The following is a 23,481-nucleotide window of genomic DNA, read 5'->3' as shown; positions in this document are numbered from 1 at the left end:
GTCTGACAGGCCCGCAGACCGGGGTCCACCGCAGGCCGTACCGCGCGGCGGGCCGTACGGTAACGGAGGTGACCAACTTTCACATCAGTCACGGCGCCGAGGTGGCCGCCGCCCTGCGCGACGGCCGGCCCGTCGTCGCCCTGGAGAGCACCATCGTCTCGCACGGCCTGCCCCGGCCGGACAACCTGCGGGTGGCCCGCGAGATCGAGCAGGCGGTACGCGCCGCCGGCGCGGTCCCGGCCACCATCGGCATGGTCGCCGGCCGGCTGGTGGTCGGCCTGGACGACGACCAGTTGACCCGGCTCGCCACCGCCGACGGGGTGGCGAAGCTCTCCGTACGCGATCTCGCGGTGGCCGCCGCGACCGGCGCGGACGGCGCCACCACGGTCGCCGCGACCAGCGCGGTGGCCGCCGCCGCCGGGATCGGCGTCTTCGCCACCGGTGGCCTGGGCGGGGTGCACCGGGAGGCCGCGCAGACCTTCGACGAGTCTGCCGACCTGGTCACCCTGGCCCGCACGCCGATCGCGGTGGTCTGCGCCGGGGTGAAGTCGATCCTCGACGTGGGCGCCACCCTGGAGCGGCTGGAGACCCTCGGCGTCGGGGTACTGGGCTACCGGACCCGGCGCTTCCCGGGCTTCTACCTGACCGACGCCGGTTTCGACCTGGACTGGTCGGTCGACTCCCCGGAACAGGTGGCGGACGTGCTGGCCGCCCGCGAGCAGCAGGGTGTGCACGACGGCGGGCTGATCGTGGCCAACCCGCTTCCGGCCGACGAGCAGCTGGACCCGGCGCTGCACGACCGCACCCTGGCCGAGGGGCTGGCCCGGCTGGAGCGCGACGGGGTGACCGGCAAGGCGGTGACCCCGTTCCTGCTGGCCCACTTCCATTCGGCCACCGAGGGCGCGAGCCTGGCGGTGAACGTCCGGATCATCCTGCGCAACGCCGACCTCGCCGCCCGGATCGCGGTCGCCGCGGCCCGCCGCCGGGCCGTCGCGGCATGACCCGCGGGTCGCGGATCGTCGTCGTCGGCGACGTGATCACCGACGTGGTCGCGGTGCTCTCCGGGCCGCTGGTGGCCGGCTCGGACACGGCGGCGCGGATCCGGTTCAGCGGCGGCGGGCAGGCGGCCAACACGGCCGCCTGGATCGCCGCGCAGGGCGCCCCGGTGACCCTGGTCGGCGCGGTCGGTGACGACGAGGCCGGCCGCGACCGGGTCGCCGAGCTGGCGCAGGCCGGGGTGGACTGCGCCGTGCAACGGCAGGAGGGCTACCCGACCGGCACGGTGATCGTGCTGACCACCGACGGCGAGCGGACCATGGCCAGCCAGCGGGGCGCGAACCTGCGGCTGGACGGCGCACACGTGGAGCGGGCCCTGGCCGACGCGCCCGACGCCGCCCATCTGCACCTTTCCGCGTACACCCTGCTGGACGCCGGGTCGCGCGGCGCCGGCCTGCGGGCGCTGGCCGCGGCCCGCGAGCGGGGGCTCACCACCAGCGTCGACGCGGCGTCCGCGGCGCCGCTGCGGCGCGCGGGCGCGGCCTTCCTGACCTGGGTACGCGACGTCGACCTGCTGCTGGTCAACACGGACGAAGCGACGGTGCTGGCCGGCGGGCTGGACCCGGCGGCGCAGGCGCGGGCCCTGTCGGCGACGGCCCGGACGGTGGTGGTGAAGCGGGGCGCCGCCGGGGCGCTCTGGCTGGACCGCGCCGGCCGGCTGGTCCAGGCGCCGGCCCGGCGGGTCGCGGTGGTCGACGTCACCGGCGCCGGGGACGCCTTCGCGGCCGGACTGCTCACCGCGTGGCTCGCCGGGGCGGACCCGCGGGCTGCGCTGGACCGGGCCGGCGACCTGGGCGCGATGGCGGTCAGCGCGGTCGGGGCCCGACCGGCGCCGTGACGGTGCGGCCCGGTCAGGGCTCGGCGTCGATCACCTTGTGCGGCCGCTCGTCGGAGGTGAGGCTCATCGGCGGGGCGGCGTCCCGCCCACGGGGTTGGAACCTGCCGGCCAGCCGGTGCTCCTCCTTGGGCGGGCGGTCGTTCGCCAGCAGCACGGCCAGCCAGGGGATGAGCACCATGCCCAGGCCGCACAGCGAGAGCCAGAGCCAGAGCAGCGGCGGTCGCACGCCGACCAGGATCGCGCCGACCACCAGGCAGGCCACCCGGACGCCCATCATCAGCACGTAGCGCTTCTGCCGGCTGTTGAGCTGGTCGTCCTGGCTGCGCGAGGCGTCGGTGATCAGGATCGGCTGGTACGCCTGATGCTTCACCACGGACCTCCTCGAGGGGATTACGGTCCATCCTGTCACTCGCCACGGTTGATCGGCGAGAATCGACTCAGCCGATCCGCCCGATACCGTGGTGACGCCGGCTACAGCGGTGACGCCGGCTGTTCCAGGGGACGCCCCCGGGCACGCAGCCCGTCCCCGACGGCGATCGCCGCGAGCACCACGGCGCCGAGGACCAGCACCACCGTCGGCGGCAGCCGGAGACCCACCGGCACGAGCGCCACCAGCAGCAGCACCCCGGCCACCCGGCTCCGGGAGACCCGGCCGAAGATCTCGTACTCGAAACGGGCCCGGGCGGCCAGGAACAGCGCCGGACCGCCCAGCACGAACAGCGTCCAGCTCGGCGCGGTACGCCCCCACGGGTGAGCGATCACCAGCTCGTAGCCGACGCCGGTGAGCAGCACCCCGGCGACGATCGCCAGATGCGTCCAGCTCGCCGACTCGCCGAGCACCCCGGGCCGGGCCGAGGCCCGCAGCGCCTCGGCCAGCACATGCCCGGCCCGGTGGAAGTAGATCCGCCAGAGCAGGGCGGTGGTGACGAACGACACCGTGAAGGCGGCGGCCTGGGTGGACGAGAAGTCGCCGCCGCTGAAGGTCAGCCCGGTCACCAGGATCGTCTCGCCCAGCGCGATCAGGAAGAACTGCTGGTAGCGCTCGGCCAGGTGCTCCCCCATCACCGCCCAGCCGGCGGCCCGCGCCGACCCGATCCCAGGCAGCGGCCAGCCGAGCGCCAGGCCCAGGTAGTCCACGGACAGGGCGACCGTCCAGAGCACCGGGCGCGCCGGCGACCAGAGGGCGCCGACCAGCCAGGGCACGGCGGCGACCGTTGACCAGGCCAGGATCCGCGCGGTGACCGTCCGGCGCGGATGCCGGTGCAGGGCCAGGGTGAGGAAGAGCGGGCGGCCCACCTGGACCGCCAGGTACGCCGCCGCGAACGTCACCGCCCGCTCGGCGAACGCCCGGGGGACGGCCACCGCCATCACCAGGCTGGCGAACATCGAGGCGACCACCACGAACTGGATGGCGCTGCTCTCCGGCTCGTACCGGCTGGTCACCCAGGCGGTCAGCGACCAGACCATCCAGAGCGCCAGGAAGAGCAGCACGGTCTCCGCCAGCTGGCGGAGCAGCTCCGGGCCGTGGGCCGAGACGTCGTCGATCAGCCGCTGCGAGACCCGGGTCAGGGCGAAGACGAAGACCAGGTCGAAGAAGAGCTCCAGGAAGGTGGCCCGGGGCGAGCTGATCCCGCCGCGCAGCAGCGCCGCCCCCCGCTGGTCCGTCATCACCCACCCGTCGCCGCCGTCCGGGGTGTCAACGACCGGGCGTACGGGCGGGTTGCGTCAGCCCTTCGCGGCCTTCGCCTCCGCCTTGGCCGCCTGCTTGAACTCGCGGACCCGGCGCAGCGAGTCGGCGTCGGTGATGTCGGCCACCGACCGGTGCGCGTCGGCGTCGCCGTACGCGCCGGCGGCCTCCCGCCAGCCGTCGGGGCGTACGTCGTAGCGCTTGCCGAGCAGGGCGACGAAGATCTGCGCCTTCTGCCTGCCGAAGCCGGGCAGCTCGCCGACCCGGCGCAGCAGTTCCCGTCCGTCGGGCACGTCCGCCCAGAGGCCGGCGGCGTCGCCGTCGTACCGGTCGACCAGCATGCGGCACATCTCCTGCACCCGGGCCGCCATCGCCTTGGGGAAGCGGTGCAGCGCGGGTGGCCGGGCGAAGACCTCGACCAGCGCGTCCGGGTCGTAGCCGGCCAACTCGCGGGCGTCCGGGTCGTGGCCGAGCCGCTGACTGAGCACGTACGGCGAGGAGAACGCCTTCTCCATGGGGATCTGCTGGTCGAGCAGCATGCCGTTGAGCAGGGCCAGCGGGCTGCGCTCCAGCAGCCGGTTGGCCTCGGGGTCGATGGGCAGCGACAGCGTCATGCCGTCCATCCTGCCCGCCGGCGCGGGCCGGTCCGGGGCGACTCCCCGGGACCCCCGCGGCTTTCGAGGTGAGGTTAGGCTGTGCTAACTTACCTGCCGAGGCGGCCCGACCGGACCGCCCGAGGCGGCCCCCGACCAGGACCGCCCGCGCCGGACAAGAGGGAGACCGCCGTGCCCGTGCCCGCCCGCAGGTCCATCGCGACGCTGCTCGCCGCCGGACTGCTCTCGTTCGGCCTGGCCGCCTGCGGCTCCGGCGAGTCCGAGGACGCGGACCCCGGCAAGCCCGGCGACAAGATCCTCACCGTCTACAGCGGTCGCAACGAGCAGCTGGTCAAGCCGCTGCTCGACCGGTTCAGCCAGCAGACCGGCATCACCGTGAAGACCCGGTACGCCACCACCGCCCAGCTCGCCGCGCAGCTGGTCGAGGAGGGCGACCGCTCCCCCGCCGACGCGTTCTTCGCCCAGGACGCCGGCGCGCTGGGCGCCGTCAGCAAGCGGAAGATGTTCGCCACCCTGCCCGCCGACGCCGTGCAGAAGGTGCCGCAGACGTACCGGTCCCGCAGCGGCGAGTGGGTCGGCGTGAGCGCCCGGTCCCGGGTGCTGGCGTACAACGCGGACGCGGTGCCCGCCGCCGAGCTGCCGAAGTCGGTCTTCGAGCTGACCGACCCGAAGTGGAAGGGCCGGATCGGGGTCGCCCCGACCAACGCCTCCTTCCAGGCCTTCGTCACCGCGATCAAGGTGCAGCACGGCGAGGCGAAGGCCAAGGAGTTCCTGGCCGGCCTGGCCGCCAACGAGCCGCAGATCCGGGAGAACAACGTCAAGATCGTCGAGGACGTGAACGCCGGCACCATCCCGGCCGGCCTGGTCAACCACTACTACCTCGGCGAGGTCGCCAAGGAGCAGGGCAGCACGCCCGAGGCCCTCAAGGCCAAGCTGCACTTCTTCCCCGGCGGGGACACCGGCGCGCTGGTCAACGTCGCCGGCGTGGGCGTGCTCAAGCGCTCCGCGCAGGACCCGGACACCAAGGCGTTCGTGGACTTCCTGCTCAACCCCGAGTCGCAGCGGTACTTCGCCGAGCAGACCTTCGAGTACCCGGTCGTCGCCGGGGTCACCGGACCGGCCGGCGTGCCCCCGCTCGCCGACCTGGACAGCCCGGACATCGACCTCAACGACCTGGACACCCTGGACGCCACGATCGCCCTGATCAAGGACTCGGGCCTGGTCCCCTGACCATGACCGCCACCACCACCGGCGCGGGGCCGGCCCGCACCGGGCCGGCCCGCTCCGGCGTACGCCCGGGGCTGCGTCGGCTGGCGCCACGACCGGCGCTGCTCGCGGCCTCGACCGCCGCGGTCGCCGTCGCCCTGGTCCCCCTGGTCTACCTCGGGGTACGCACCGCCGAGGCCGGCGCCGACCGGATCGCCGCCGAGCTGTGGACCTCGCGGGTCGGCCTGCTCGCCCTGCGCAGCCTCGCCCTGGCCGCCGTGGTGACCGCCGCCTGCGTGCTGATCGGCGTGGGCGCTTCCTGGCTGGTCACCCGCACCGACCTGCCCGGCCGGCGGCTCTTCGCGGTGCTCGCCGCGCTGCCGCTGGCGGTGCCCACCTACATCGCCGCGTTCGCCTGGGTCTCCACGGTGGACCGGCTGGAGGGCTTCTGGCCGGCGGCGCTGGTGCTCACCCTCTGCTCCTACCCGTACGTCTTCCTGCCGGTGGCCGCCGCGCTGCACGGCGCGGACCCGGCCCAGGAGGAGGTCTCCCGCTCCCTGGGCCGGGGCGGCTGGCGCACCTTCACCGACGTGACGCTGCGCCAGATCCGGCCGGCCACCGCCGCCGGGGCACTGCTGGTCGCCCTCTACGTGCTCTCCGACTTCGGCGCAGTCTCCATCCTGCGTGCCGACACCTTCACCCGGGCCATCTTCGTCGCCTTCGACCTGGGCTTCGACCGCACCGGCGCGCTGGTGCTCTCCTGCGTGCTGGTGGCGCTGACCGTGCTGCTGCTGGCCGGGGAGACGTTCACCCGTCGCCGCGGCGCCCGGTACGCCCGGCTCGGCGGCGCCCGCCGGCCCCCGGCGCGGCTGCGGCTGGGCGCCGCCCGCTGGCCGGCCCTGGCGGGCCTGCTCGGCGTCGCCGCGCTGGCGTTGGGCGTGCCCGCCGTGAGCCTGGCCCGCCGGCTCGCCGCCGGGGTGTCCCGGCCGGGCGCGCTGACCGAGGTGCTCGCCGCGGCCGGCAACTCGCTGACCTTCTCGCTGGCCGGCGCGGCGCTGACCATGCTGCTCGCGCTGCCGCTGGGGCTGCTCACCGCACGCGCGCCCGGCCCGCTGGCCACCGCGCTGGACCGGCTCGCCTACCTCGCCCACGCACTGCCCGGCGTGGTGATCGGGCTGTCGCTGATCTTCTTCGGGATCACCGTCGCGTACCCGCTCTACCAGACCCGGTGGCTGCTGGCTCTGGCGTACGCCACCCTCTTCCTGCCGCTGGCCGTCGGCGCGGTGGCCGGCGCGGCCGGCCAGGCACCGCCCGGGCTGGAGGAGGTGGCCCGGTCGCTGGGCCGGGGGCCGTGGACGGTGCTGCGCACGGTCACCCTGCCGTTGACCCTGCCCGGCATCGGTGCGGGCGCGGCGCTGGTCTTCCTGACCGGCATGAAGGAACTCCCGGCCACGCTGCTGCTGCGCCCGACCGGCACCGACACCCTCGCCACCGAGCTGTGGACCAACACCGCGGTCGGCGCGTACGCCGCGGCGGCCCCGTACGCGGCCCTGCTGGTGGCCATCTCGGCGGTGCCGACCTGGCTGCTGGTCGCCCGCAGCGGCCTGCTGGAGAAGGAGGATCGCCGATGAGCGAGGTGGGGCTGACCGGCGTGGTCAAGCGGTACGGTGCGGTCACCGCGCTGGCCGGCGTGGATCTGACCGTGCCGGCCGGCGAGCTGACCGCCGTGCTGGGCCCGTCCGGCTGCGGCAAGACCACCCTGCTGCGCTGCCTGGCCGGCTTCGAACGACTCGACGCCGGTGAGATCCGGGTGGACGGTCGCCCGGTGGCCGGCGGCGGCCGGCACGTGCCGGCGCACCGGCGGCGGATCGCCGTGGTGCCCCAGGAGGGTGCGCTCTTCCCGCACCTGAACGTCGCCGCGAACGTCGGGTACGGGCTGGACCGGCCGGCCCGGCGCGGCGAGCGGGTCGACGAGGTGCTCGCCCTGGTCGGGCTCGCCGGCTACGGCGACCGGATGCCGCACCAGCTCTCCGGTGGGCAGCAGCAGCGGGTCGCGGTGGCTCGGGCGCTGGCGCCCCGGCCGTCGCTGGTGCTGCTCGACGAGCCGTTCAGCGCCCTCGACGCGGGGCTGCGGGCCGGACTGCGGCACGACGTCCGGGCGGCGCTGCGGGCCGACGGGGCGACCGGGGTGCTGGTCACCCACGACCAGGGCGAGGCGCTCTCGGTGGCCGACCGGGTGGTGGTGCTGCGTACCGGCCGGGTGGTGCAGGCCGGCACGCCGAGCGAGGTCTACCGGGAACCGGCCGACCCGTGGGTCGCCGGCTTCGTCGGCGAGGCCGTGCTGCTGCCCGCCGTGGCCGAGGCCGGCCGGGCCGCGACGCCGCTGGGTGCGCTGCCGATCGCCGGCCCGGCCCCGGACGGCCCGGTCACCGTGCTGGTCCGCCCTGAACAGGTCTGCCTGCTCCCCGCCGACCGCGACGGAGCGGTCCCGGCCACGGTGCTGCGGCACGACTTCCACGGCCACGACGCGCTGGTCGCCCTGCGGCTGGCCGACGGCACCCGGGTCACCGCCAGGGTCCGCGACTCCGCCGAGCCGGCGTCGGTCGGCGCCGAGGTCGGCCTCCGGGTGGACGGCCCGGCGCGGGCCTGGCCGGCGCGGCCGAGCGGCGCCCCGGTCCCCGCCGTCCCGGTCGGCTGACGCCCGGCCCGCCCGGCGGGCCCGTCCGCATGGCCCGCTGTCCTGCAAGCGGACACCGGCCCCCCTGGCGGACACCGGCCCCCTGGTGGACAGCGGCGCCCCCTGGCGGACAGCGGCGCCCCCTGGCGGACACCGGCCCCCCTGGCGGACTGGCCCCCCTGGCGGACTGGCCCGCCCAGCGGACTGGCCCGCCCGGCGGACGCCGGCCGGCATGAGTTTTTCGAGCGTGATGACTGTCAGGAATATATATACCTGAGAGTCATCACGCTCGTCACCGACATCGCATCCAGCCCGCGACACGCCAGCACGCGACTCCGCCGACCCGCAGACCGGCCCGGCGGGCGGACGGCACCGCTCGCGGCACGTCGGGCCACCCCTACACACAGCCCCGCTCGCGGCACGTCGGGCCACCCCTACGCCCGGACTGCCCCGCTTCCGGCACGTCGGGCCATCCCTACGCCCGGACAGCCCCGCTCGCGGCACGTCGGGGTCGGCGGTGGGCGACTGCCGGACGACGAGATACGCCCCGGTGGCGGCGGGAGCCGTCCACCGGGGCGCACCCGGAGCGGGTCAGCTGACGAAGAGCAGCCGGTTCGGCGAGCCGGTGCCGGGGCTGGTCACCACGCCGGTGGTGGCCTTGCTGGTCAGCGTGCTCGCCACCTGCGACGGGGTGTAGCCCGGGTTGGCCGACAGCACCAGGGCCGCCGCGCCGGCCACGTGCGGGCTGGCCATCGAGGTGCCGCTGATCGTGTTGGTGGCGGTGTCACCGGTGCTCCACGCCGACTTGATCGACGAGCCCGGCGCGAAGAGGTCCAGGCAGGAGCCGTAGTTGGAGTACGACGCGCGGGCGTCGGTGCTGGTGGTGGCGCCGACGGTGAGCGCCGAGGCGACCCGCGACGGGGACGAGTTGCAGGCGTTGGCGCTGGAGTTGCCGGCCGCCACCGCGTACGTCACCCCGGAGCTGATCGAGTTGGCGACCGCGTTGTCCAGCGTGGTGCTCGCCCCACCGCCGAGGCTCATGTTCGCCACGGCCGGCTTGACCGCGTTGGCGGTCACCCAGTTGACGCCGCTGACCACGCCGGTGGTGCTGCCGCTGCCGGAGCAGTTGAGCACCTTGACCGCGATCAGCCGCACACCCTTGGCCACCCCGTACGAGGCGCCGCCGACGGTGCCGGCGACGTGGGTGCCGTGACCGTTGCAGTCGGTGTTGTTGGTGTCCACCTTGTTGGTGCCCCAGCTGGCCCGGCCGCCGAAGTCGCTGTGGGTGATCCGGATGCCGGTGTCGATGATGTAGGCCCGCACGTTCGTGGCGGTGTTGGGGTAGGTGTACGAGGCGTTCAGGGGCAGGCTGCGCTGGTCGATCCGGTCCAGCCCCCAGGACGGCGGGTTGGTCTGGGTGCCCTGGACGGTCAGCACCTGGTCCTGCTCGACGTACGCGACGGCGGGGTCGGCGGCCAGTCGCCGCGCCTGCCCGGCGGACATCTTCGCGGCGAAGCCGGTGAGGGCGGCGCTGTACGTCTCGGCGACGCTGCCGCCGTACCGCCGGGTCAGCGCGGCGGCGCGGTCCGGCACGGCGGTGCGGGCGGCGAGGCTGTTGACGGAGCCGACCGCATCGCCCTTGAGGACGACCAGGTAGCTCCCGCTGATGGCGCCCGGGACGCCGGCGCCGCGGATCTCCCCCGTGGGGGCGGCCAGGGCGGGCGTGGAGGCGGCGGCGGACACGGCGGCGGCTGCGGCGGCCACGGCGATCGCGCGGATCACACGGCGTCGGGGTACGGGCACAACGGACATCGACTGACCTCCTACCGGGGCGCCCGGACGGACTCGTGGCCACCGGGCGCTCCTGTCACGAACGTTGCCGCAGACTCTAGGCAACAATCGATGAACATGAAAGAGATGAATATCGATCAACTCTTCCGGCGGGGCGGATGTCGCGGGTGCCGGCCGGTCGGGCCGGGCGGCGAGGCAGGATGGCTGCGTGGACCGACACGACATGCTGCTCTCCCCCGCCGGCGTCGACGCGCTGCGCACCGCGCTGACCCGGGCCGACTACACGTCCAACGGGATCGCCGCCCGGCTCGGGCCGCAAGCCACCGGCGGGGTGGCCCGCAACGACTTCCGAGCGGCCCTGCGCGCCACCGAGGACCGTGACCCGCTCGGCACCCTGATCCGGGTCTTCATCTGCGAGCAGACCGAGCCGGAGGCCGCGGTGGGCGCCGCGCTGGCGCCGCTGCCACTGGACGAGGCGCTCGCCGGTGGCCTGGTCGAGCGGCACGGCGACGGGCTGCGGATGGGCCTGGACCTGGAGCCGTACGGCGACGACTGGTGGGTCCTCGCCGACGTGCCGGCCAGCGCCCGGCCGGGGCGCCCGCTGCACAGCGAGCACGTGCTCGGCATCGGCGGGGCCACTCAGACGCTGATCGGCGCCACCGTCCGCCGGCCGGTGGAGACCGCGCTGGACCTCGGCACCGGCTCCGGCGTCCAGGCGCTGCACCTGGCCACCCACGCCCGGCGGGTGACCGCCACCGACCTCTCCGAGCGGGCCCTGCGCTTCGCGGCCACCACGGCGGCGCTCAACGGCCAGGACTGGGAGCTGAGACGCGGCGACATGGTCGCGCCGGTGGCCGGGCGCCGCTTCGACCTGGTGGTGAGCAACCCGCCGTTCGTGGTCGGCCCGGGCACCACCACCCACGTCTACCGGGACTCCGGCCGGGTGGGCGACGCGATCGGCGCCGAACTGGCCGCCGCCGCGCCGGACCTGCTCACCGAGGGCGGGACGATGCAGTACCTCGCGAACTGGGTGCACGTCGCCGGTGAGGACTGGGGCGAGCGGGTGGCCGGCTGGTTCGCCGGCACCGGGCTGGACGCCTGGGTGGTCCAGCGCGAGGTCGCCGACCCGATGGCGTACGTCAATCTCTGGCTGACCGACGTGGGTGAGGCGCACGACCCGCAGCGGATGGCCGCCTGGCTGGACTGGTTCGACGCCCACAAGGTCGAGGCGATCGGCTTCGGCATCGTCTCGCTGCGCCGCTCCGGCCACGACCAGCCAATGGTCCGGGTGGAGGACCTGCGCCAGCGGGTCGAGCCGCCGATGGGCGACCGGATCGCCGCCTGGTTCGACCGCCAGGACTTCCTCCGGGTACGCGACACGGAAGCGCTGCTCGCCGAGCGCTACCGGGCCGCCGACGGCCTCCAGCTGCGCCAGGAGGCGACCATGGGCGACGACGGCTGGGCGGTGGACCGGCAGGTTCTCGCCATGCCGCACGGGCTGCGCTGGACCGAGGAGGTCGACCCGCTGGTGCTGGCCCTGGTCGGCGGCGCGGACGGCCGGCTCGCCCTGCGCGACCAGCTGGCGCTGCTCGCCGCCGCGCACGACGTGGCGCCGGAGGAGCTGGCCGAGGCGGCCGGCCCGATCGTGGCCCACCTGGTCGAGCGCGGCTTCATCGAGCCGGTGACCGCGTGACGGGCGCAGTCCCGGCCGCGAGCGGCGCAGTCCGGGCCGTGAGCGCAGTCCGGGCCGCGAGCGACGCGGTCCCGGCCGTGAGCGACGCGGTCCCGGCCGTGAGCGGCATGCGAGGGCGCGGCTGATGCGGGCGGTGGTGCAGACCGTCGGCCGGGCCAGCGTCACGGTCGACGACGAGGTGGTCGGCGCGATCACCGACGGCCTGCTGGTGCTGCTCGGCGTCACCCACGCCGACACCCCGCAGGTCGCCGAGACCATGGCTCGCAAGATCCACGAGCTGCGCATCCTGGACGAGGAGCGCAGCGCCGCCGACACCGGCGCCCCGATCCTGGTGGTCAGCCAGTTCACCCTCTACGGCGACGCCCGCAAGGGCCGCCGCCCCAGCTGGACCCAGGCCGCCCCCGCCGAGCAGGCCGAGCCCCTGGTCACCGCCGTGGTAGACGCCCTGCGGGCCAGGGGCGCCAAGGTCGAGACCGGCCGCTTCCGCACCCACATGCTCGTGGAGAGCGTCAACACCGGCCCCCGAACCCTCCTCCTGGACCTCTAACCCACCCACCCCACCCACCAAGACCTCGTTGATCATGAAGTTGGCGGCACCAGAGGAGAGGCGGGGTCAAGGGGTGAGTGCAATCGTTAGGCGGTGATGAGGTGAGCCAGACGCTGGGCTGGGGTGTTCCAGTCCAGCGTCTGTCGGGGGCGGGTGTTGAGTTCGTGGGCGACCTCGTCCAAGCCGTTCTGGTCGATGGTGCGGAAGTCGTAGCTGCTCTTGGGGAAGTACTGGCGTAGCAGCCCGTTGGTGTTTTCGTTGGTGCCGCGTTGCCAGGGGCTGTGGGGGTCGCAGAAGTAGACCGGGCAGCCGGTGGCGACGGTGAACACGGGGTGGGTGGCCATTTCCACGCCTTGGTCCCAGGTCAGCGACCGGCGCAGGTGCGTGGGCATGCGGGTGGCCAGGTTGGTGAGCACACCGATGACGGCTTCGCTGTCGCGGCCGTGGGGTAGGGCGCCGAGCATCACGTAACGGGTGGCTCGTTCCACCAGGGTCACGATCGCTGAGGCGCCGGCCTTGCCGATGACCAGGTCACCTTCCCAGTGCCCGGGCACCGCCCGGTCGGTGACCTCCGCGGGCCGGGTGCTGATGTGCAGGTCTGCGATCCAGGGCCGCCGACGGCGAGCGGCGCCCGCGGCACGTGACTGCGGACGCCGCTGGGTGCGTCCCGACCGTAGCGCTACCTGCCGGGTCAACTCGGCCCTCAGATTGCCTCGCGACTGCACGTAGATCGCCTGGTAGATCGTCTCGTGGGACACCTGCAACTCCGGCCGGTCGGCGAACGTGGTCCGCAACCACGCGGCGATCTGCTTCGGAGACCACCTACGGGCCAGTTTCCCCGCCACCACCTGCCGCAGCCGCGTACCGACCGCCAGCTTCGCCCTCGCCGGCCGCCGCCTGGCCGCGTCAGCCCGCCGCTGCGCCCACTGCGCCTGATAACCCCACCGATACGGGCGGCGCCCCCGCCCATGCGGCAGTGACCGCCCCAGCGGGTTCTTCGTCCCGTGCCGCGCACTGTTGTTCCGCGCCACCTCCCGCGACACCGTGCACACCGGCACCCCGAGAACCCCCGCGATCTGCGAGATCGTCCGACCAACCCCCCACAGATGCTCCAACACCTGCCGATGCCCGAACGTCAACACACCCGGCCTCGCCACCAGCACCTCCAGCCCAACCAAGATCAGTTGCACTGAAGCCTAGAAACCGCCAGATCCACATCGCCGTCAACTTCATGATCAACGCGGCTTGGTGGGGTGGGCTCGGCCCTCCTCGGGTCAGGAGAAGAGGCCGCGGTGGGAGAGGGACTGGCGGATCAGGGTGTCCAGGTGGGTGGTCAGGTCCGGGGTGGCGGTGGCGTGGTCGACCGTGAAGCGGCCGAAGGCGTCGCGGCCCTCGGTGAACAGGCCGCCGCGCTTGTCCATCTCCAGCACCACCTGCACCTGCCGGGGGTCGGTCACGAAGGTGACCTCCAACTGGTTCAGCGCCCGGGCGTACTGCGGGGCGGAGTGGAACTCGATCTCCTGGTAGAACGGCAGGCTCTGCCGTACGCCGTAGATGTGCCCGCGCTCGACGTCGGCGCGGGCGAACCGGAAGCCCAGCCGCAGCAGCGCCTCCAGCACCCGTTCCTGCGCCGGCAGCGGGTGCACCGCCACCGGGTCCAGGTCGCCCTTGTCGACCGCCCGGGCCACCTCCAGCTCGGTACGCAGCCCCATCGTCATCCCGTGCAGGTGCTGGCCGTACAGGTCGGTCAGCGGGGTCTCCCAGGGCACCGGGAAGCGGAACGGCACCTCGTGGCGCTGGCCGGGCTCCAGCCGGAACGCCCCGGTGACCTGCTGCCGGCCGAACTCCTGGTTGGTGTCGTACTCCGAGTCTGAGCTCTCCACCTCGACCCGGGTGACCAGTCCCAGCGCCAGGTACGACACGTCGACCGGGTGGTCGCCGCCGACCACCTGGATCCGGCCCTCGAGCTGGCCGCCCGGCCGGCAGTTCGGGTTGGCCAGCACGGTGTCCACCGACGGGCCACCCACGCCCATCGCCTGCATCAGCCGCTTGAACACCACCACGTCCTCCGTCACCTCGCGGTACGCCGACCGACCGGCCGACCGCTGGCACGGTAACCGCGGCGGGCAAGGAGAATCCGCCTTTCCGACGGGATTGCTGTCGGTTCCCCGATCGCCTCACCCCCGTCTCACGCCCCCGTTGGCAAGCTGTTCTCACCGGGCGAACCGCGCCGGCACGGGCGCGAACCCGGTGAGCGCCACCAGAGTGGACACGGGGAGAGACAGAGATGGTCCTGCAGATGATCGAGCACCAGTCGGGCCCGACCGCCGTCGTCGACACCGAGCACGGCACCGAGACCCTGACCGACCTGGACGCCACCGACGAGCGCGGCGTCTCCACCGACCTGGTCCGCGCCTACCTCAACGGGATCGGCCGCACCAAGCTGCTCACCGCCGCCCAGGAGGTCGAGCTGGCGAAGCGGATCGAGGCCGGCCTCTTCGCCGAGGAGAAGTTGAGCACCTGCACCCCCGTCTCGGCGCAGCTTCGCGCCGACCTGACGCTGATCGCCACCGAGGGCCGGGCCGCCAAGGACCACCTGCTGGAGGCGAACCTGCGGCTGGTGGTCAGCATCGCCAAGCGGTACACCGGCCGTGGGATGGCGTTCCTGGACCTGATCCAGGAGGGCAACCTGGGCCTGATCCGCGCGGTCGAGAAGTTCGACTACGCCAAGGGTTACAAGTTCTCCACGTACGCCACCTGGTGGATCCGGCAGGCCATCACCCGCGCCATGGCCGACCAGGCCCGCACCATCCGCATCCCGGTGCACATGGTCGAGCAGGTCAACCGGATGGTCCGGGCCCGCCGCGAGCTCTCCGTCACGCTGGGCCGGGAGCCCACGGTGGCCGAGGTGGCGGTCGCCATGGAGGTCCCGGAATACCAGGTCATCGAGCTGATCTCGTACGACCGGGAGCCGGTCAGCCTGGACCAGGCGGTCGGCGAGGACGGGGAGAGCGCGCTCGGCGACTTCGTCGCGGCGGTGGACCCGCGCCAGGAGCAGGCCGACAGTGGCGAGCTGCGCAACGAGGTGCGGATCGTGCTGGCCACCCTGTCCCAGCGGGAGCAGGCGGTGATCCGGCTGCGGTTCGGCCTGGACGACGGCCGGCAGCGCACCCTCGACGAGGTGGGCCGCGAGTTCGGGCTGTCCCGGGAGCGGATCCGGCAGATCGAGAAGGTCACCCTGCTCAAGCTGCGGGACCCGGAGCGGGCCAACCGCCTGGAGGCGTACGCCTGCTGAGCGGTGACGCATCCGAAGGGCCCCGGCGGTTCGCCGGGGCCCGCGGCGTACCAGGAGTAACCGCGCGCCCTTCCTCAGAGCCGGCGGGGGCCGGTGTCGGGGCGGGAGGCCTCCGCGCCGGTGCCCAGGGTGGCGTGCAGCACAGAGATGCCGTCCGGCCGGGCCAGCACCGGGTTGAGGGTGAGCGCCCGCACCCGGGGTTGCTCGTCGGCGAGCCGGCCGACCCGCAGCAGCAGGTCGGCCAGGGCGGCCCGGTCGACCGGCGCGGCGCCCCGGTGACCGCGCAGCAGCGGCGCCGCGCGGGGCTCGTCGACCAGCTCCGCGGCGTCCCGGTCGGTCAGCGGCACGGCCCGCCAGGCCCGGTCGCCGAGCAGCTCGGTGGCCACCCCGCCGAGCCCGAAGCCGACCACCGGCCCGAACGCCGGGTCCTCCATCAGCTTCACCACGCAGGCCACGCCGGGCGCGACCATCGGCTGGACCAGGACCTCCGCGCCGAAGACCGGCGCCATGTCGGCGTACGCGCGGCGCACGGCGAGCGGGTCGGCCAGGTCGAGGCGGACCGCGCCGAGGTCGAGGCGGTGCCGCAGCCCGGGGGCGGCCGCCTTCAACGCCACCGGCCAGCCGAGCCGCTCGGCCGCGTCGACCGCCGCGTCGGCCGTGCCCGCCGGCACCGACTCCACCACGTCGATCCCGTACGCCCGCAGCAGCGCCGCCGGGTCGCCGCCGTCGGCGCGCAGCGCGGCCTGCCCGGCGGCCGGGTCGATCCGGTCCAGCTCCGGCAGGACGCCGGGTGGCCGGCGCAGCCAGTCGGCGTACGTGGTGACCCGGGCGAGCGCGCGTACCGCCTCCTCGACGCTCGGGTACGCGGGCACCCCGGCCGGTACCCGGCCGGCGAGGAAGGTGGCGACCACCGGCTTGCCGGCGGACGCGGCGTCGGGCAGCGCGGCGGTGAAGTCGCCCTCGGAGTCGACCAGTTGGCCGGGCAGCGGTGGCGCGAAGACGGCCACCACCGCGTCGACGCCGGTGTCGGCGGCGGCGCCGGCCAGCGCGGCGGCGAACTCGGCCGCGCCCGCCCGGGGCCCGACGTCCCGGGGATAGCCCTCGGCGACGGTGAGCCGGTTGGCGGCGCAGGCGGTGGCGGCCAGCCCGGTCAGCGCCGAGGAGTTGCCGACCACGGCGACCCGCCGGCCGGCGGGCAGGGGTTGGCTGTCCAGCAGCACGCCCACGTCGAGCAGTTCGGCGACGGTGTCCACCCGGATCACGCCGGACTGCGCGAACAGGGCGCTGACCGCGGCGGCGTCCAGGGCCGGACCGTCGCCGACCCCGACCGGCCGGGCCAGTGAGGCCAGGGCGACCACCGGCTTGGTCCGGCCGATCCGCCGGGCCAGCCGGGCGAACTTGCGCGGGTTGCCGAAGGTCTCCAGATAGAGCGTGATCACCCGGGTGCCGGGGTCGTCCTGCCAATATTGCAGCAGGTCGTTGCCGGAGACGTCGGCCCGGTTGCCGGCCGACACGAAGCTGGACAGGCCCAGCCCGCGTCGGGACGCCTCGGCCAGCAGCGCCACCCCGAACGCACCGGACTGGCTGAAGATGCCGACCCGGCCGGGGGCGGGCAGCACCGGGGCGAGGGTGGCGTTGAGGCGTACCGCGGGGTCGGTGTTGGCCACGCCGAGGCAGTTCGGCCCGACCACCCGCATGCCGGCCAGGTGGGCGGCGCGGACCAGGGCCCGCTGGGCGGCAGCGCCCTCGCCGCCGGCCTCGGCGAACCCGGCCGAGATGACCACCAGGCCGTGCGCGCCGGCCCGGGCGGCGTCGTCGACCACCTCGGTCACCGAGTCGGGGGCGACGGCCACCACCGCCAGGTCGACGGTGACCCTGGCGTCGGCCGCCGACGGGTACGCGGGCAGCCCGGCCACCACCGCCGCGCTCGGATGCACCGGCACGATCGTCCCGGTGAAGCCGCTGTCCCGCAGGTGGCCGAGGACGGCGGCGCCGACGCCCTGCCCGGTGGTGCTGGCACCGTAGACGGCGATCGCGCGGGGGGCGAGCAGCCGGGCGATGGACCGCGCCTCGGTGCGGTGCTCGCGGCCCCGCTGCACCTCCAGGGTGGCCTCGGTGGGGGCGATCGGGAAGCTCAGGTGCACCACGCCGTCGGCGTACTGGCGCTGGACCTGGTAGCCGAAGTCGGAGAAGACCCGCAGCATCGCCCCGTTGGCCGGGAGCACCTCCGCGACGAAGTGCACGATGCCGTAGCGACGGGCCGCGTCGGCGAGGTGTTCCAGCAGCACCGAGCCGATGCCCCGGCCCTGGTAGGCGTCCTCCACCACGAAGGCCACCTCGGCCTCGGGCGACTCGGGGCCGAGCCGTTCGTAACGGCCGACGGCGACGATCCGGTCGCCGGCCAGCACCACGAACGCCTCCCGGTCGTGGTGGTCGACCACGACGAAGCGTTGCAGGTCGCGTTCGGGGATCCGCGGGTACGGCGAGAAGTAGCGCAGGTAACGGGTGCGCTCGGAGAACCGGGCGTGCATCGCCACGATGGCCGGTGCGTCGTCGGGGCGGATCGGTCGCAGGCCCACGGTGGTGCCGTCGCTGAGCAGCACGTCCACCGGCTGGTCGACTGTGGTCACGCGGTCGGTCCTCCCCTGCCGCCGGCTCAGTCGCGCGGGTCGTGCGGGTCGAGGCCGAACAGCGGGAAGACGGACTTGCGGGCGGCGGCGATGGCCCGGTCCACCGAGTTCGGCTCCCCGGTCGGCTGCCAGGGCTGGTACGACGGGTCGACGTCGTCGGTCATCCGCAGCGGGATCTCCCGGCCCGGCAGCCGCCGCGCGGCCAGCTCCCGCCAGGCGGGCGGGGTCAGCGTGGCCGGGTCGACCGGCTCGCCGCTCGCGACGGCCAGCAGGTGGGTCCAGGCTCGCGGCACCACCTCGGCCAGCGCGTACCCGCCGCCGCCGGTGGCCACCCAGCGGCCGTCGCAGAGCTCGTCGGCGAGCGCCCGCAGGGCCAGGTAGGTGGCCCGCTGCCCGTCCACCGACAGGTGCAGGTCGGCCAGCGGGTCGAGCCGGTGCCCGTCGGCGCCGCACTGGGTGACCAGCAGCTGCGGCCGGAAGGCGCGCAGCACCGACGGCACGATCGCGTGGAAGGCCCGCTGCCAGCCGGCGTCGTCGACCCCGGGCGGCAGCGGCACGTTGACGGCGCTGCCCACCGCGTTCGGGCCGCCGGTCTCGTCGGGGAACCCGGTGCCGGGGAAGAGCGCCAGCGGGGTCTCGTGCAGGCTGACCGTGAGCACCCGCGGGTCGTCCCAGAACACCTGCTGGACGCCGTCGCCGTGGTGCACGTCCACGTCGACGTACGCGATCCGTTCGGCGCCCAGGTCGAGCAGGCGGGCGATGGCCACGGCCGGGTCGTTGTAGACGCAGAAGCCGGCGGCCCGGTCCGGCATGGCGTGGTGCAGCCCACCGGCCACGTTGACCGCTCGCCGGGCCTCGCCCCGCCACACCGCCTCGGCGGCGGCCACGCTGGCGCCGGCGATCAGCGCGCTGGACTCGTGCATGCCGTCGAAGATGGGATTGTCCGAGGTGCCCAGTCCGTATCCGGCGAAGAGCGGGTCGGCGGGCGCGGCCCGCACGGCGGCCAGGTAACCGGGTTGGTGCACCCGGGTCAGCAGCGCGTCGTCGGCCGGCGTCGGCGCGACCACGCGCACCCCGGGGCGGTCGAGGACGCCCAGCTCGCGGGCGAGTGCGACGGTCAGCTCCACCCGGACCGGGTCGAGCGGATGGTCACCCATGTCGTAGGCGAGCAGGGACTCGTCCCACACCACCAGCGTGTCGTCGGACATGCCGCCCATCGTCGCACGCGGACCCGCGACCGCCCACCGGACCTGCGGTTCGCCGCTACGGCGTCGCCCCGGTGGCCACCGGACGGTCCGGGTCGGCCACCCAGTCGCTCCACGATCCGACGTAGAGCGCCGCGTCCGGGCGGCCGGCCAGGTGCAGCGCCAGGACCGCCTGCGCGGCGGTCACCCCGGAGCCGCAGTACGCCCCGACCGGCGTGCCCTCGGTGACCCCCGCTGCGGCGAACCGCTCCCGCAGCGCCTGCGCGGCGGGGAACCGGCCGGCGGTGACGTACTCCGGGGCGGGCACGTTGACCGCGCCCGGCACGTGCCCGGCGACCGGGTCGATCGGCTCGGTCTCGCCGCGGTAGCGGGGTGCGGCGCGTACGTCGATCAGGATGCCGCGGTCGGCGGCGGCGAGCCGGGCGGCGGCGTTCGCGTCGAGGACGGGCAGCTCGCCGGGGGTGACGGTGACGTCGCCGGGGGTCGGGGCGGGCGGCTCGGTGGTGATCGGCAGGCCGGCGGCGACCCAGGCCGGACAGCCGCCGTGCAGCACCCGCACCGGGCGGTGTCCGGCCCAGCGCAGCGTCCACCAGGCCCGGGCGGCGGACATGCCGTCGCCGCCGTCGTACACGACGACGGGGTGACCGGCGCGGACCCCGGCGGCCCGCAGCGCGGCCTGCAACGCGGCCGGGTCGGGCAGCGGGTGCCGGCCGCCGGCGCCGGGCGGCCCGCACAGCTCGGTGTCCAGGTCGACGAAGACCGCGCCGGGCAGGTGGCCCACGGTGTAGTCGTCCCGGCCGGCCGGGCCGGTCAGCCGCCAGCGCACGTCGAGCAGGGTGGGCGGGTCGGGCAGGGCCAGCTCCTCGGCGAGCTGGCCGGTCTCGATCAGCGGCTCGGTTCCGGACATGGCGTCCAGTCAACACCATCGGGGCAGGGAGCACCCGGTTCGTCAAGGGCCGAACGTCAGGACGTCGGGGTAGCATCGACCACCGGGAGGCCGCTGACTGTGAAGCATGACCTGGTCGACACGACCGAGATGTACCTGCGCACCATCCTCGAGTTGGAGGAGGAGGGGGTGCCGCCGCTGCGCGCGCGGATCGCCGAGCGGTTGCGGCAGAGCGGTCCCACCGTCAGCCAGACCGTCGCCCGGATGGAACGCGACGGGCTGCTCACCGTCGAGGGCGACCGGCACCTGGCCCTCACCGAGCTGGGCCGGGGCACCGCCGTGGCGGTGATGCGCAAGCACCGGCTGGCCGAGCTGCTGCTGGTCAACGTGATCGGGATGCCCTACGAGGAGGCCCACGAGGAGGCCTGCCGTTGGGAGCACGTGATGAGCGACGCGGTGGAGAAGCGGGTCTACGACCTGCTCAACCGGCCGACCCGCTCGCCGTACGGCAACCCCATCCCGGGCCTGGAGGAGCTGGGCAGCCCGGAGCCGGCGGCCACCACCCCGGAGAGCGAGCGCAACCTGGCCTTCCCCGGCCTCTCCGGCACCGTCGTGGTGCGGCGGATCTGCGAGAGCGTGCAGACCGACTCGGACGTGCTGCGCCAGCTGCACGCCGCGGGGGTGGACCCGGGCGCGACGGTGACCGTGGCGCAGGAGCGCGACGGGGTGTCCATCGACCGCTCCGGTGACCGGATCCGGCTGCCCCGCGAGGTGGCGTCCCGGGTCTTCGTCGCCGCCCACTGACCACCGCCGGGTCACAGCGAGCGGGTCTTCACCGTCTTCGCCAGCGCGATCAGCTTGGTGGTGTGCTGCTCCGCGGTGGCCCGCTGCCCGCCCGGGCCGAAGGTCCAGCGCAGGGTGGCGAGCCGCCCCTCGGTGGCCAGCCAGCAGACCTCCGCCGCCGGCCCCTGCTTCGGGCTCTTCGCGGCGATCGTCCGCCGGTAGGCGATCTGCCCGAGCTTGGTGACCTTCTTCCCCTCGTCGGGCAGGACGTCGGCGGTGAAGGTCTCCTTGTCGATCGACGTGTCGGTGACCGTCAGGGCCAACTCCGGCCAGGGCTTGTCGCTGCGTACCACGCAGGTGTGGGTGTCACCGCTGGTGCTGGCGGCGGCCACGGTGAACCGGGTGCCGGTGCGGGCGAGGATCACGTCGAAGTCGAGCAGCCGGCAGGCGCCCCCGGAGGAGGCGGCCACCACCTCGACCCGGGCCGGCGGGGCGGCCGGCACCGCGATCGGTGCCGGCTCATCGGCACAGCCGGTCACCAGTACCACCGCGGCCAGCGGTACGGCCACGCCGGCAAGCCCGATCCGCCCGTGCACGTTCAACCTCCGCCGTCGTCGGCGGATGCCCGCCGGATGTCCGTCGGACACCGTACGGGCTGGCCGGGACGGGCGGAAGCCCTCAATCGTCCACATACGGACAGTGCCGGCAGCCTCGCCCACAGCAGGTGCCGCGCCGGGCGAGGAAGCCCGCGCTGAGCACGAACAGCCCGGTGGCCGGGTCGAGGTAGCCGGCCTCCCCGGCGGCCAGTGCCGCCGCGTGAGCGGCGAGGATCCGCTCCCGGTCGGGGTGGTCCGGGGACAGCCGGGACGGGTGGGGCTCGGTCAGCGGCCGGTCCGCCAGCGGTCGTCGCTCTCCGGTCACCCGGCGAGTCTACGGATCCGGCTCAGCCGTGCCGGTGGAAGGCGGCGCGCACCTGCGCCCGGTCCGCGCCACCGGCCAGCAGCAGCCGCAGCAGCACCTTCGCCTTGTACGGGTCGAGCAGCCCCCCGTTGACCAGGCCGCGCCGCTGCAGGTCGGTCTCCGAGCCGACCGCCCCGTAGGTGTTGCGCAGCACCGCGCCGGCCCCGGTACGCGAGGTGAGCACCACCGGCATCCGTTCGGCGAGGGCACCCAGCGCCGGGGCGAACGCCGGGGGCACGTGCCCGACGCCGAAGCCGGCCACCACCAGCCCGTCCCGGTCGCGGGCCACCGCGTCGAGCAGCGCGACGTCGTCGTCGAGGGTGACGGTGTGCAGCGCCACCCGGGTGGCGGCCAGCCGGCCGCGGTCCACCTCGGACAGCGGCGCGTGCCGGGGCGGGCGGGTGAGCAGACGTACCTGGCCCTCGACGAGGTGACCGAGCGGTCCGGTGTTCGGCGAGGCGAAGGTGGCGGTGCTGGTGCTGTGCGTCTTGCGGACGTACCGGGCGGCGTGCACCTCGTCGTTGAACGCGACGAGCACCCCGAGGTCGCGGGCGGCCGGCGCGGCGGCGACCCGGACGGCGGCCAGCAGGTTCGCCGGCCCGTCCGGCCCGGCCAGGGTGGGGTTGCGCATCGCGCCGGTGACGACCAGCGGCGCCGGGTGCGGCCAGACCAGGTCGGCCAGGTACGCCGTCTCCTCCAGGGTGTCGGTGCCCTGGGTGACCACCACCCCGGTCGCCCCGGCGGCCACCGCCGCGCCGGCCGCGTCGACCAGGTCGAGGATCTGCGGGTACGTCAGCGCGGCGCTGGGCACCGCGTCGACGTCCCGAACGTCCAGCGGGATGTCGGCCAGTTGCGGCACGGCGGCGGTGAGGTCGGCGGCGGTGAGCCGGTTAACCACTCCCCCGCTGCCGGTGCCGGCCATCGCGATGGTGCCGCCGAGGGCGAACAACGCGACGCTCACGCCCGCGCACCCCCGTCCGGCCGGGTGGCCAGCAGGAACCCCTGCGGACCCCGGTCGAAGCCCTCGGCCTCCCGGTCGAGCCGGGCCCGGATCGTGAACCCCGCGGCCGTGAGATCGTCGGCGACCCGGTCCGTCGAGTGCCAGTGCACGTCGTAGGAGACGGTGTGGCCGTACGCCGCGGCGAGGCGGTCGAGGCAGCCACCGGCCTTGAACGCGAGCAGCAGCCGACCGCCCGGGGCGAGCACCCGGTGGAACTCCGCGAACACCTCCGGCAGCGTCTCCGGTGGCAGGTGGATGATCGAGTACCAGGCGACCAGACCGGCCAGGCCGCCGTCGGTGAGGCTCAGGTCGGTCATCGAGCCGACCGCGAAACGCAGCTCGGGGTGCCGCTTGCGGGCCACCTCCACCATGCCGGGCGACAGGTCGACCCCGAAGATGTCCAGCCCCAGGTCGCGCAGGTGGGCGGTGATCCGCCCGGTGCCGCAGCCGATCTCGGCCACCGGGCCGGTACGGCCGACCTGCTCGGCGAAGGCGGCCAGCATCCCGGTGTCCATCGGCCCCTCCACCACCTCGGGGATGAGCCGGTCGTAGTCGACGGCGACGGTGTCGTACGCGGTCCTGGTCTCGGTCATCCAGTGCGGTTCCGGCATGG

22 protein-coding genes are annotated in these 23,481 nt (G+C 74.7%); 9 read left to right on the top strand and 13 right to left on the bottom strand.

The window, feature by feature from the left end:
* The first annotated feature begins 68 nt into the window (after positions 1-68).
* A complete protein-coding gene (locus GA0074704_RS11280) occupies positions 69-1,001 on the top strand; it encodes a pseudouridine-5'-phosphate glycosidase (protein ID WP_088970462.1) in 933 nt (310 codons plus the stop codon).
* Positions 998-1,894 (top strand): carbohydrate kinase family protein, encoded by an 897-nt coding sequence (locus GA0074704_RS11275; protein WP_088970461.1) that lies wholly within the window; start codon positions 998-1,000, stop codon positions 1,892-1,894. The genes GA0074704_RS11280 and GA0074704_RS11275 overlap by 4 nt, the downstream gene beginning before the upstream one ends.
* A 13-nt stretch (positions 1,895-1,907) precedes the next feature.
* Here the strand turns inward: GA0074704_RS11275 and GA0074704_RS11270 are convergent, their stop codons facing one another.
* The 3 genes from GA0074704_RS11270 to GA0074704_RS11260 form a co-directional block, all read right to left on the bottom strand.
* Positions 1,908-2,264: a DUF3099 domain-containing protein gene (locus GA0074704_RS11270; protein ID WP_088970460.1), complete on the bottom strand. Its 357-nt coding sequence runs from the start codon at positions 2,262-2,264 to the stop codon at positions 1,908-1,910.
* 101 nt (positions 2,265-2,365) lie between these two features.
* A complete protein-coding gene (locus GA0074704_RS11265) occupies positions 2,366-3,562 on the bottom strand; it encodes a low temperature requirement protein A (RefSeq protein WP_088970459.1) in 1,197 nt (398 codons plus the stop codon).
* A 57-nt stretch (positions 3,563-3,619) separates the two neighbouring features.
* On the bottom strand, positions 3,620-4,204 hold the full coding sequence (locus GA0074704_RS11260) for an HhH-GPD-type base excision DNA repair protein (protein WP_088970458.1): 585 nt from the start codon (positions 4,202-4,204) through the stop codon (positions 3,620-3,622).
* Positions 4,205-4,372: 168 nt separating this feature from the next.
* Between GA0074704_RS11260 and GA0074704_RS11255 the strand changes: the two genes are divergently transcribed.
* The 3 genes from GA0074704_RS11255 (at position 4,373) to GA0074704_RS11245 (ending at position 8,099) form a co-directional block, all read left to right on the top strand.
* Positions 4,373-5,425, top strand: coding sequence for an iron ABC transporter substrate-binding protein (locus GA0074704_RS11255; RefSeq protein WP_088973604.1), 1,053 nt, complete (start codon positions 4,373-4,375; stop codon positions 5,423-5,425).
* A gap of 71 nt (positions 5,426-5,496) precedes the next feature.
* The gene (locus GA0074704_RS11250) at positions 5,497-7,032 is read left to right on the top strand and encodes an ABC transporter permease (protein WP_088973603.1); all 1,536 of its coding nucleotides are present in this window, start codon (positions 5,497-5,499) and stop codon (positions 7,030-7,032) included.
* Positions 7,029-8,099 (top strand): ABC transporter ATP-binding protein, encoded by a 1,071-nt coding sequence (locus tag GA0074704_RS11245; RefSeq protein ID WP_088970457.1) that lies wholly within the window; start codon positions 7,029-7,031, stop codon positions 8,097-8,099. Before GA0074704_RS11250 ends, GA0074704_RS11245 begins: the two co-directional genes overlap by 4 nt.
* A 570-nt stretch (positions 8,100-8,669) precedes the next feature.
* Here GA0074704_RS11245 and GA0074704_RS11240 read toward each other — a convergent pair.
* On the bottom strand, positions 8,670-9,890 hold the full coding sequence (locus tag GA0074704_RS11240; RefSeq protein ID WP_088970456.1) for a S8 family peptidase: 1,221 nt from the start codon (positions 9,888-9,890) through the stop codon (positions 8,670-8,672).
* A gap of 187 nt (positions 9,891-10,077) precedes the next feature.
* On the opposite strand from GA0074704_RS11240, the gene GA0074704_RS11235 reads away from it, so the two are divergent.
* Complete coding sequence (locus GA0074704_RS11235; RefSeq protein WP_172880510.1) at positions 10,078-11,562, top strand: DUF7782 domain-containing protein; 1,485 nt, start codon at positions 10,078-10,080, stop codon at positions 11,560-11,562.
* A gap of 124 nt (positions 11,563-11,686) precedes the next feature.
* Positions 11,687-12,109: a D-aminoacyl-tRNA deacylase gene (gene dtd / locus GA0074704_RS11230; protein WP_088970454.1), complete on the top strand. Its 423-nt coding sequence runs from the start codon at positions 11,687-11,689 to the stop codon at positions 12,107-12,109.
* 86 nt (positions 12,110-12,195) lie between these two features.
* Here dtd and GA0074704_RS11225 read toward each other — a convergent pair whose 3' ends face one another.
* Both GA0074704_RS11225 and GA0074704_RS11220 read right to left on the bottom strand, forming a co-directional pair.
* Complete coding sequence (locus tag GA0074704_RS11225; protein WP_088968606.1) at positions 12,196-13,299, bottom strand: IS30 family transposase; 1,104 nt, start codon at positions 13,297-13,299, stop codon at positions 12,196-12,198.
* An 84-nt stretch (positions 13,300-13,383) separates the two neighbouring features.
* On the bottom strand, positions 13,384-14,169 hold the full coding sequence (locus GA0074704_RS11220) for a sporulation protein (protein ID WP_088973602.1): 786 nt from the start codon (positions 14,167-14,169) through the stop codon (positions 13,384-13,386).
* Between the two features lie 227 nt (positions 14,170-14,396).
* Here GA0074704_RS11220 and sigB point away from each other — a divergent pair, with 227 nt between their 5' ends.
* A complete protein-coding gene (gene sigB, locus GA0074704_RS11215; protein WP_377471713.1) occupies positions 14,397-15,404 on the top strand; it encodes an RNA polymerase sigma factor SigB in 1,008 nt (335 codons plus the stop codon).
* Positions 15,405-15,478: 74 nt separating this feature from the next.
* Here sigB and GA0074704_RS11210 read toward each other — a convergent pair whose 3' ends face one another.
* From GA0074704_RS11210 to GA0074704_RS11200, 3 genes are read right to left on the bottom strand one after another with little or no spacing between them, the layout of a single operon-like run.
* Positions 15,479-18,034 carry a bifunctional acetate--CoA ligase family protein/GNAT family N-acetyltransferase gene (locus tag GA0074704_RS11210; protein WP_088970453.1) on the bottom strand — a complete coding sequence of 852 codons (2,556 nt, stop codon included), beginning with the start codon at positions 18,032-18,034 and terminating at the stop codon, positions 15,479-15,481.
* Positions 18,035-18,060: 26 nt separating this feature from the next.
* Complete coding sequence (locus GA0074704_RS11205) at positions 18,061-19,242, bottom strand: acetoin utilization protein AcuC (protein ID WP_088970452.1); 1,182 nt, start codon at positions 19,240-19,242, stop codon at positions 18,061-18,063.
* A gap of 55 nt (positions 19,243-19,297) precedes the next feature.
* On the bottom strand, positions 19,298-20,146 hold the full coding sequence (locus tag GA0074704_RS11200; RefSeq protein ID WP_088970451.1) for a sulfurtransferase: 849 nt from the start codon (positions 20,144-20,146) through the stop codon (positions 19,298-19,300).
* 99 nt (positions 20,147-20,245) lie between these two features.
* On the opposite strand from GA0074704_RS11200, the gene GA0074704_RS11195 reads away from it, so the two are divergent.
* Positions 20,246-20,929, top strand: coding sequence for a metal-dependent transcriptional regulator (locus tag GA0074704_RS11195; RefSeq protein WP_088970450.1), 684 nt, complete (start codon positions 20,246-20,248; stop codon positions 20,927-20,929).
* A gap of 11 nt (positions 20,930-20,940) precedes the next feature.
* Here the strand turns inward: GA0074704_RS11195 and GA0074704_RS11190 are convergent, their stop codons facing one another.
* The 4 genes from GA0074704_RS11190 to GA0074704_RS11175 all read right to left on the bottom strand — a co-directional run bounded on the left by GA0074704_RS11190 (position 20,941) and on the right by GA0074704_RS11175 (position 23,479).
* On the bottom strand, positions 20,941-21,504 hold the full coding sequence (locus GA0074704_RS11190; RefSeq protein WP_172880509.1) for a hypothetical protein: 564 nt from the start codon (positions 21,502-21,504) through the stop codon (positions 20,941-20,943).
* Positions 21,505-21,586: 82 nt separating this feature from the next.
* Complete coding sequence (locus tag GA0074704_RS11185) at positions 21,587-21,829, bottom strand: DUF5522 domain-containing protein (protein WP_088970449.1); 243 nt, start codon at positions 21,827-21,829, stop codon at positions 21,587-21,589.
* 22 nt (positions 21,830-21,851) lie between these two features.
* Positions 21,852-22,829 carry an asparaginase gene (locus GA0074704_RS11180; RefSeq protein WP_088970448.1) on the bottom strand — a complete coding sequence of 326 codons (978 nt, stop codon included), beginning with the start codon at positions 22,827-22,829 and terminating at the stop codon, positions 21,852-21,854.
* The gene (locus tag GA0074704_RS11175; RefSeq protein WP_172880505.1) at positions 22,826-23,479 is read right to left on the bottom strand and encodes a class I SAM-dependent DNA methyltransferase; all 654 of its coding nucleotides are present in this window, start codon (positions 23,477-23,479) and stop codon (positions 22,826-22,828) included. Before GA0074704_RS11175 ends, GA0074704_RS11180 begins: the two co-directional genes overlap by 4 nt.
* Positions 23,480-23,481: the final 2 nt, after the last annotated feature.

It is taken from the genome of Micromonospora siamensis, from assembly GCF_900090305.1.
Taxonomy (GTDB): Bacteria; Actinomycetota; Actinomycetes; order Mycobacteriales; family Micromonosporaceae; genus Micromonospora; species Micromonospora siamensis.
The sequence above is the reverse complement of the archived record's forward strand: the minus strand, read 5'-3'. Positions and strand labels throughout refer to the sequence as shown.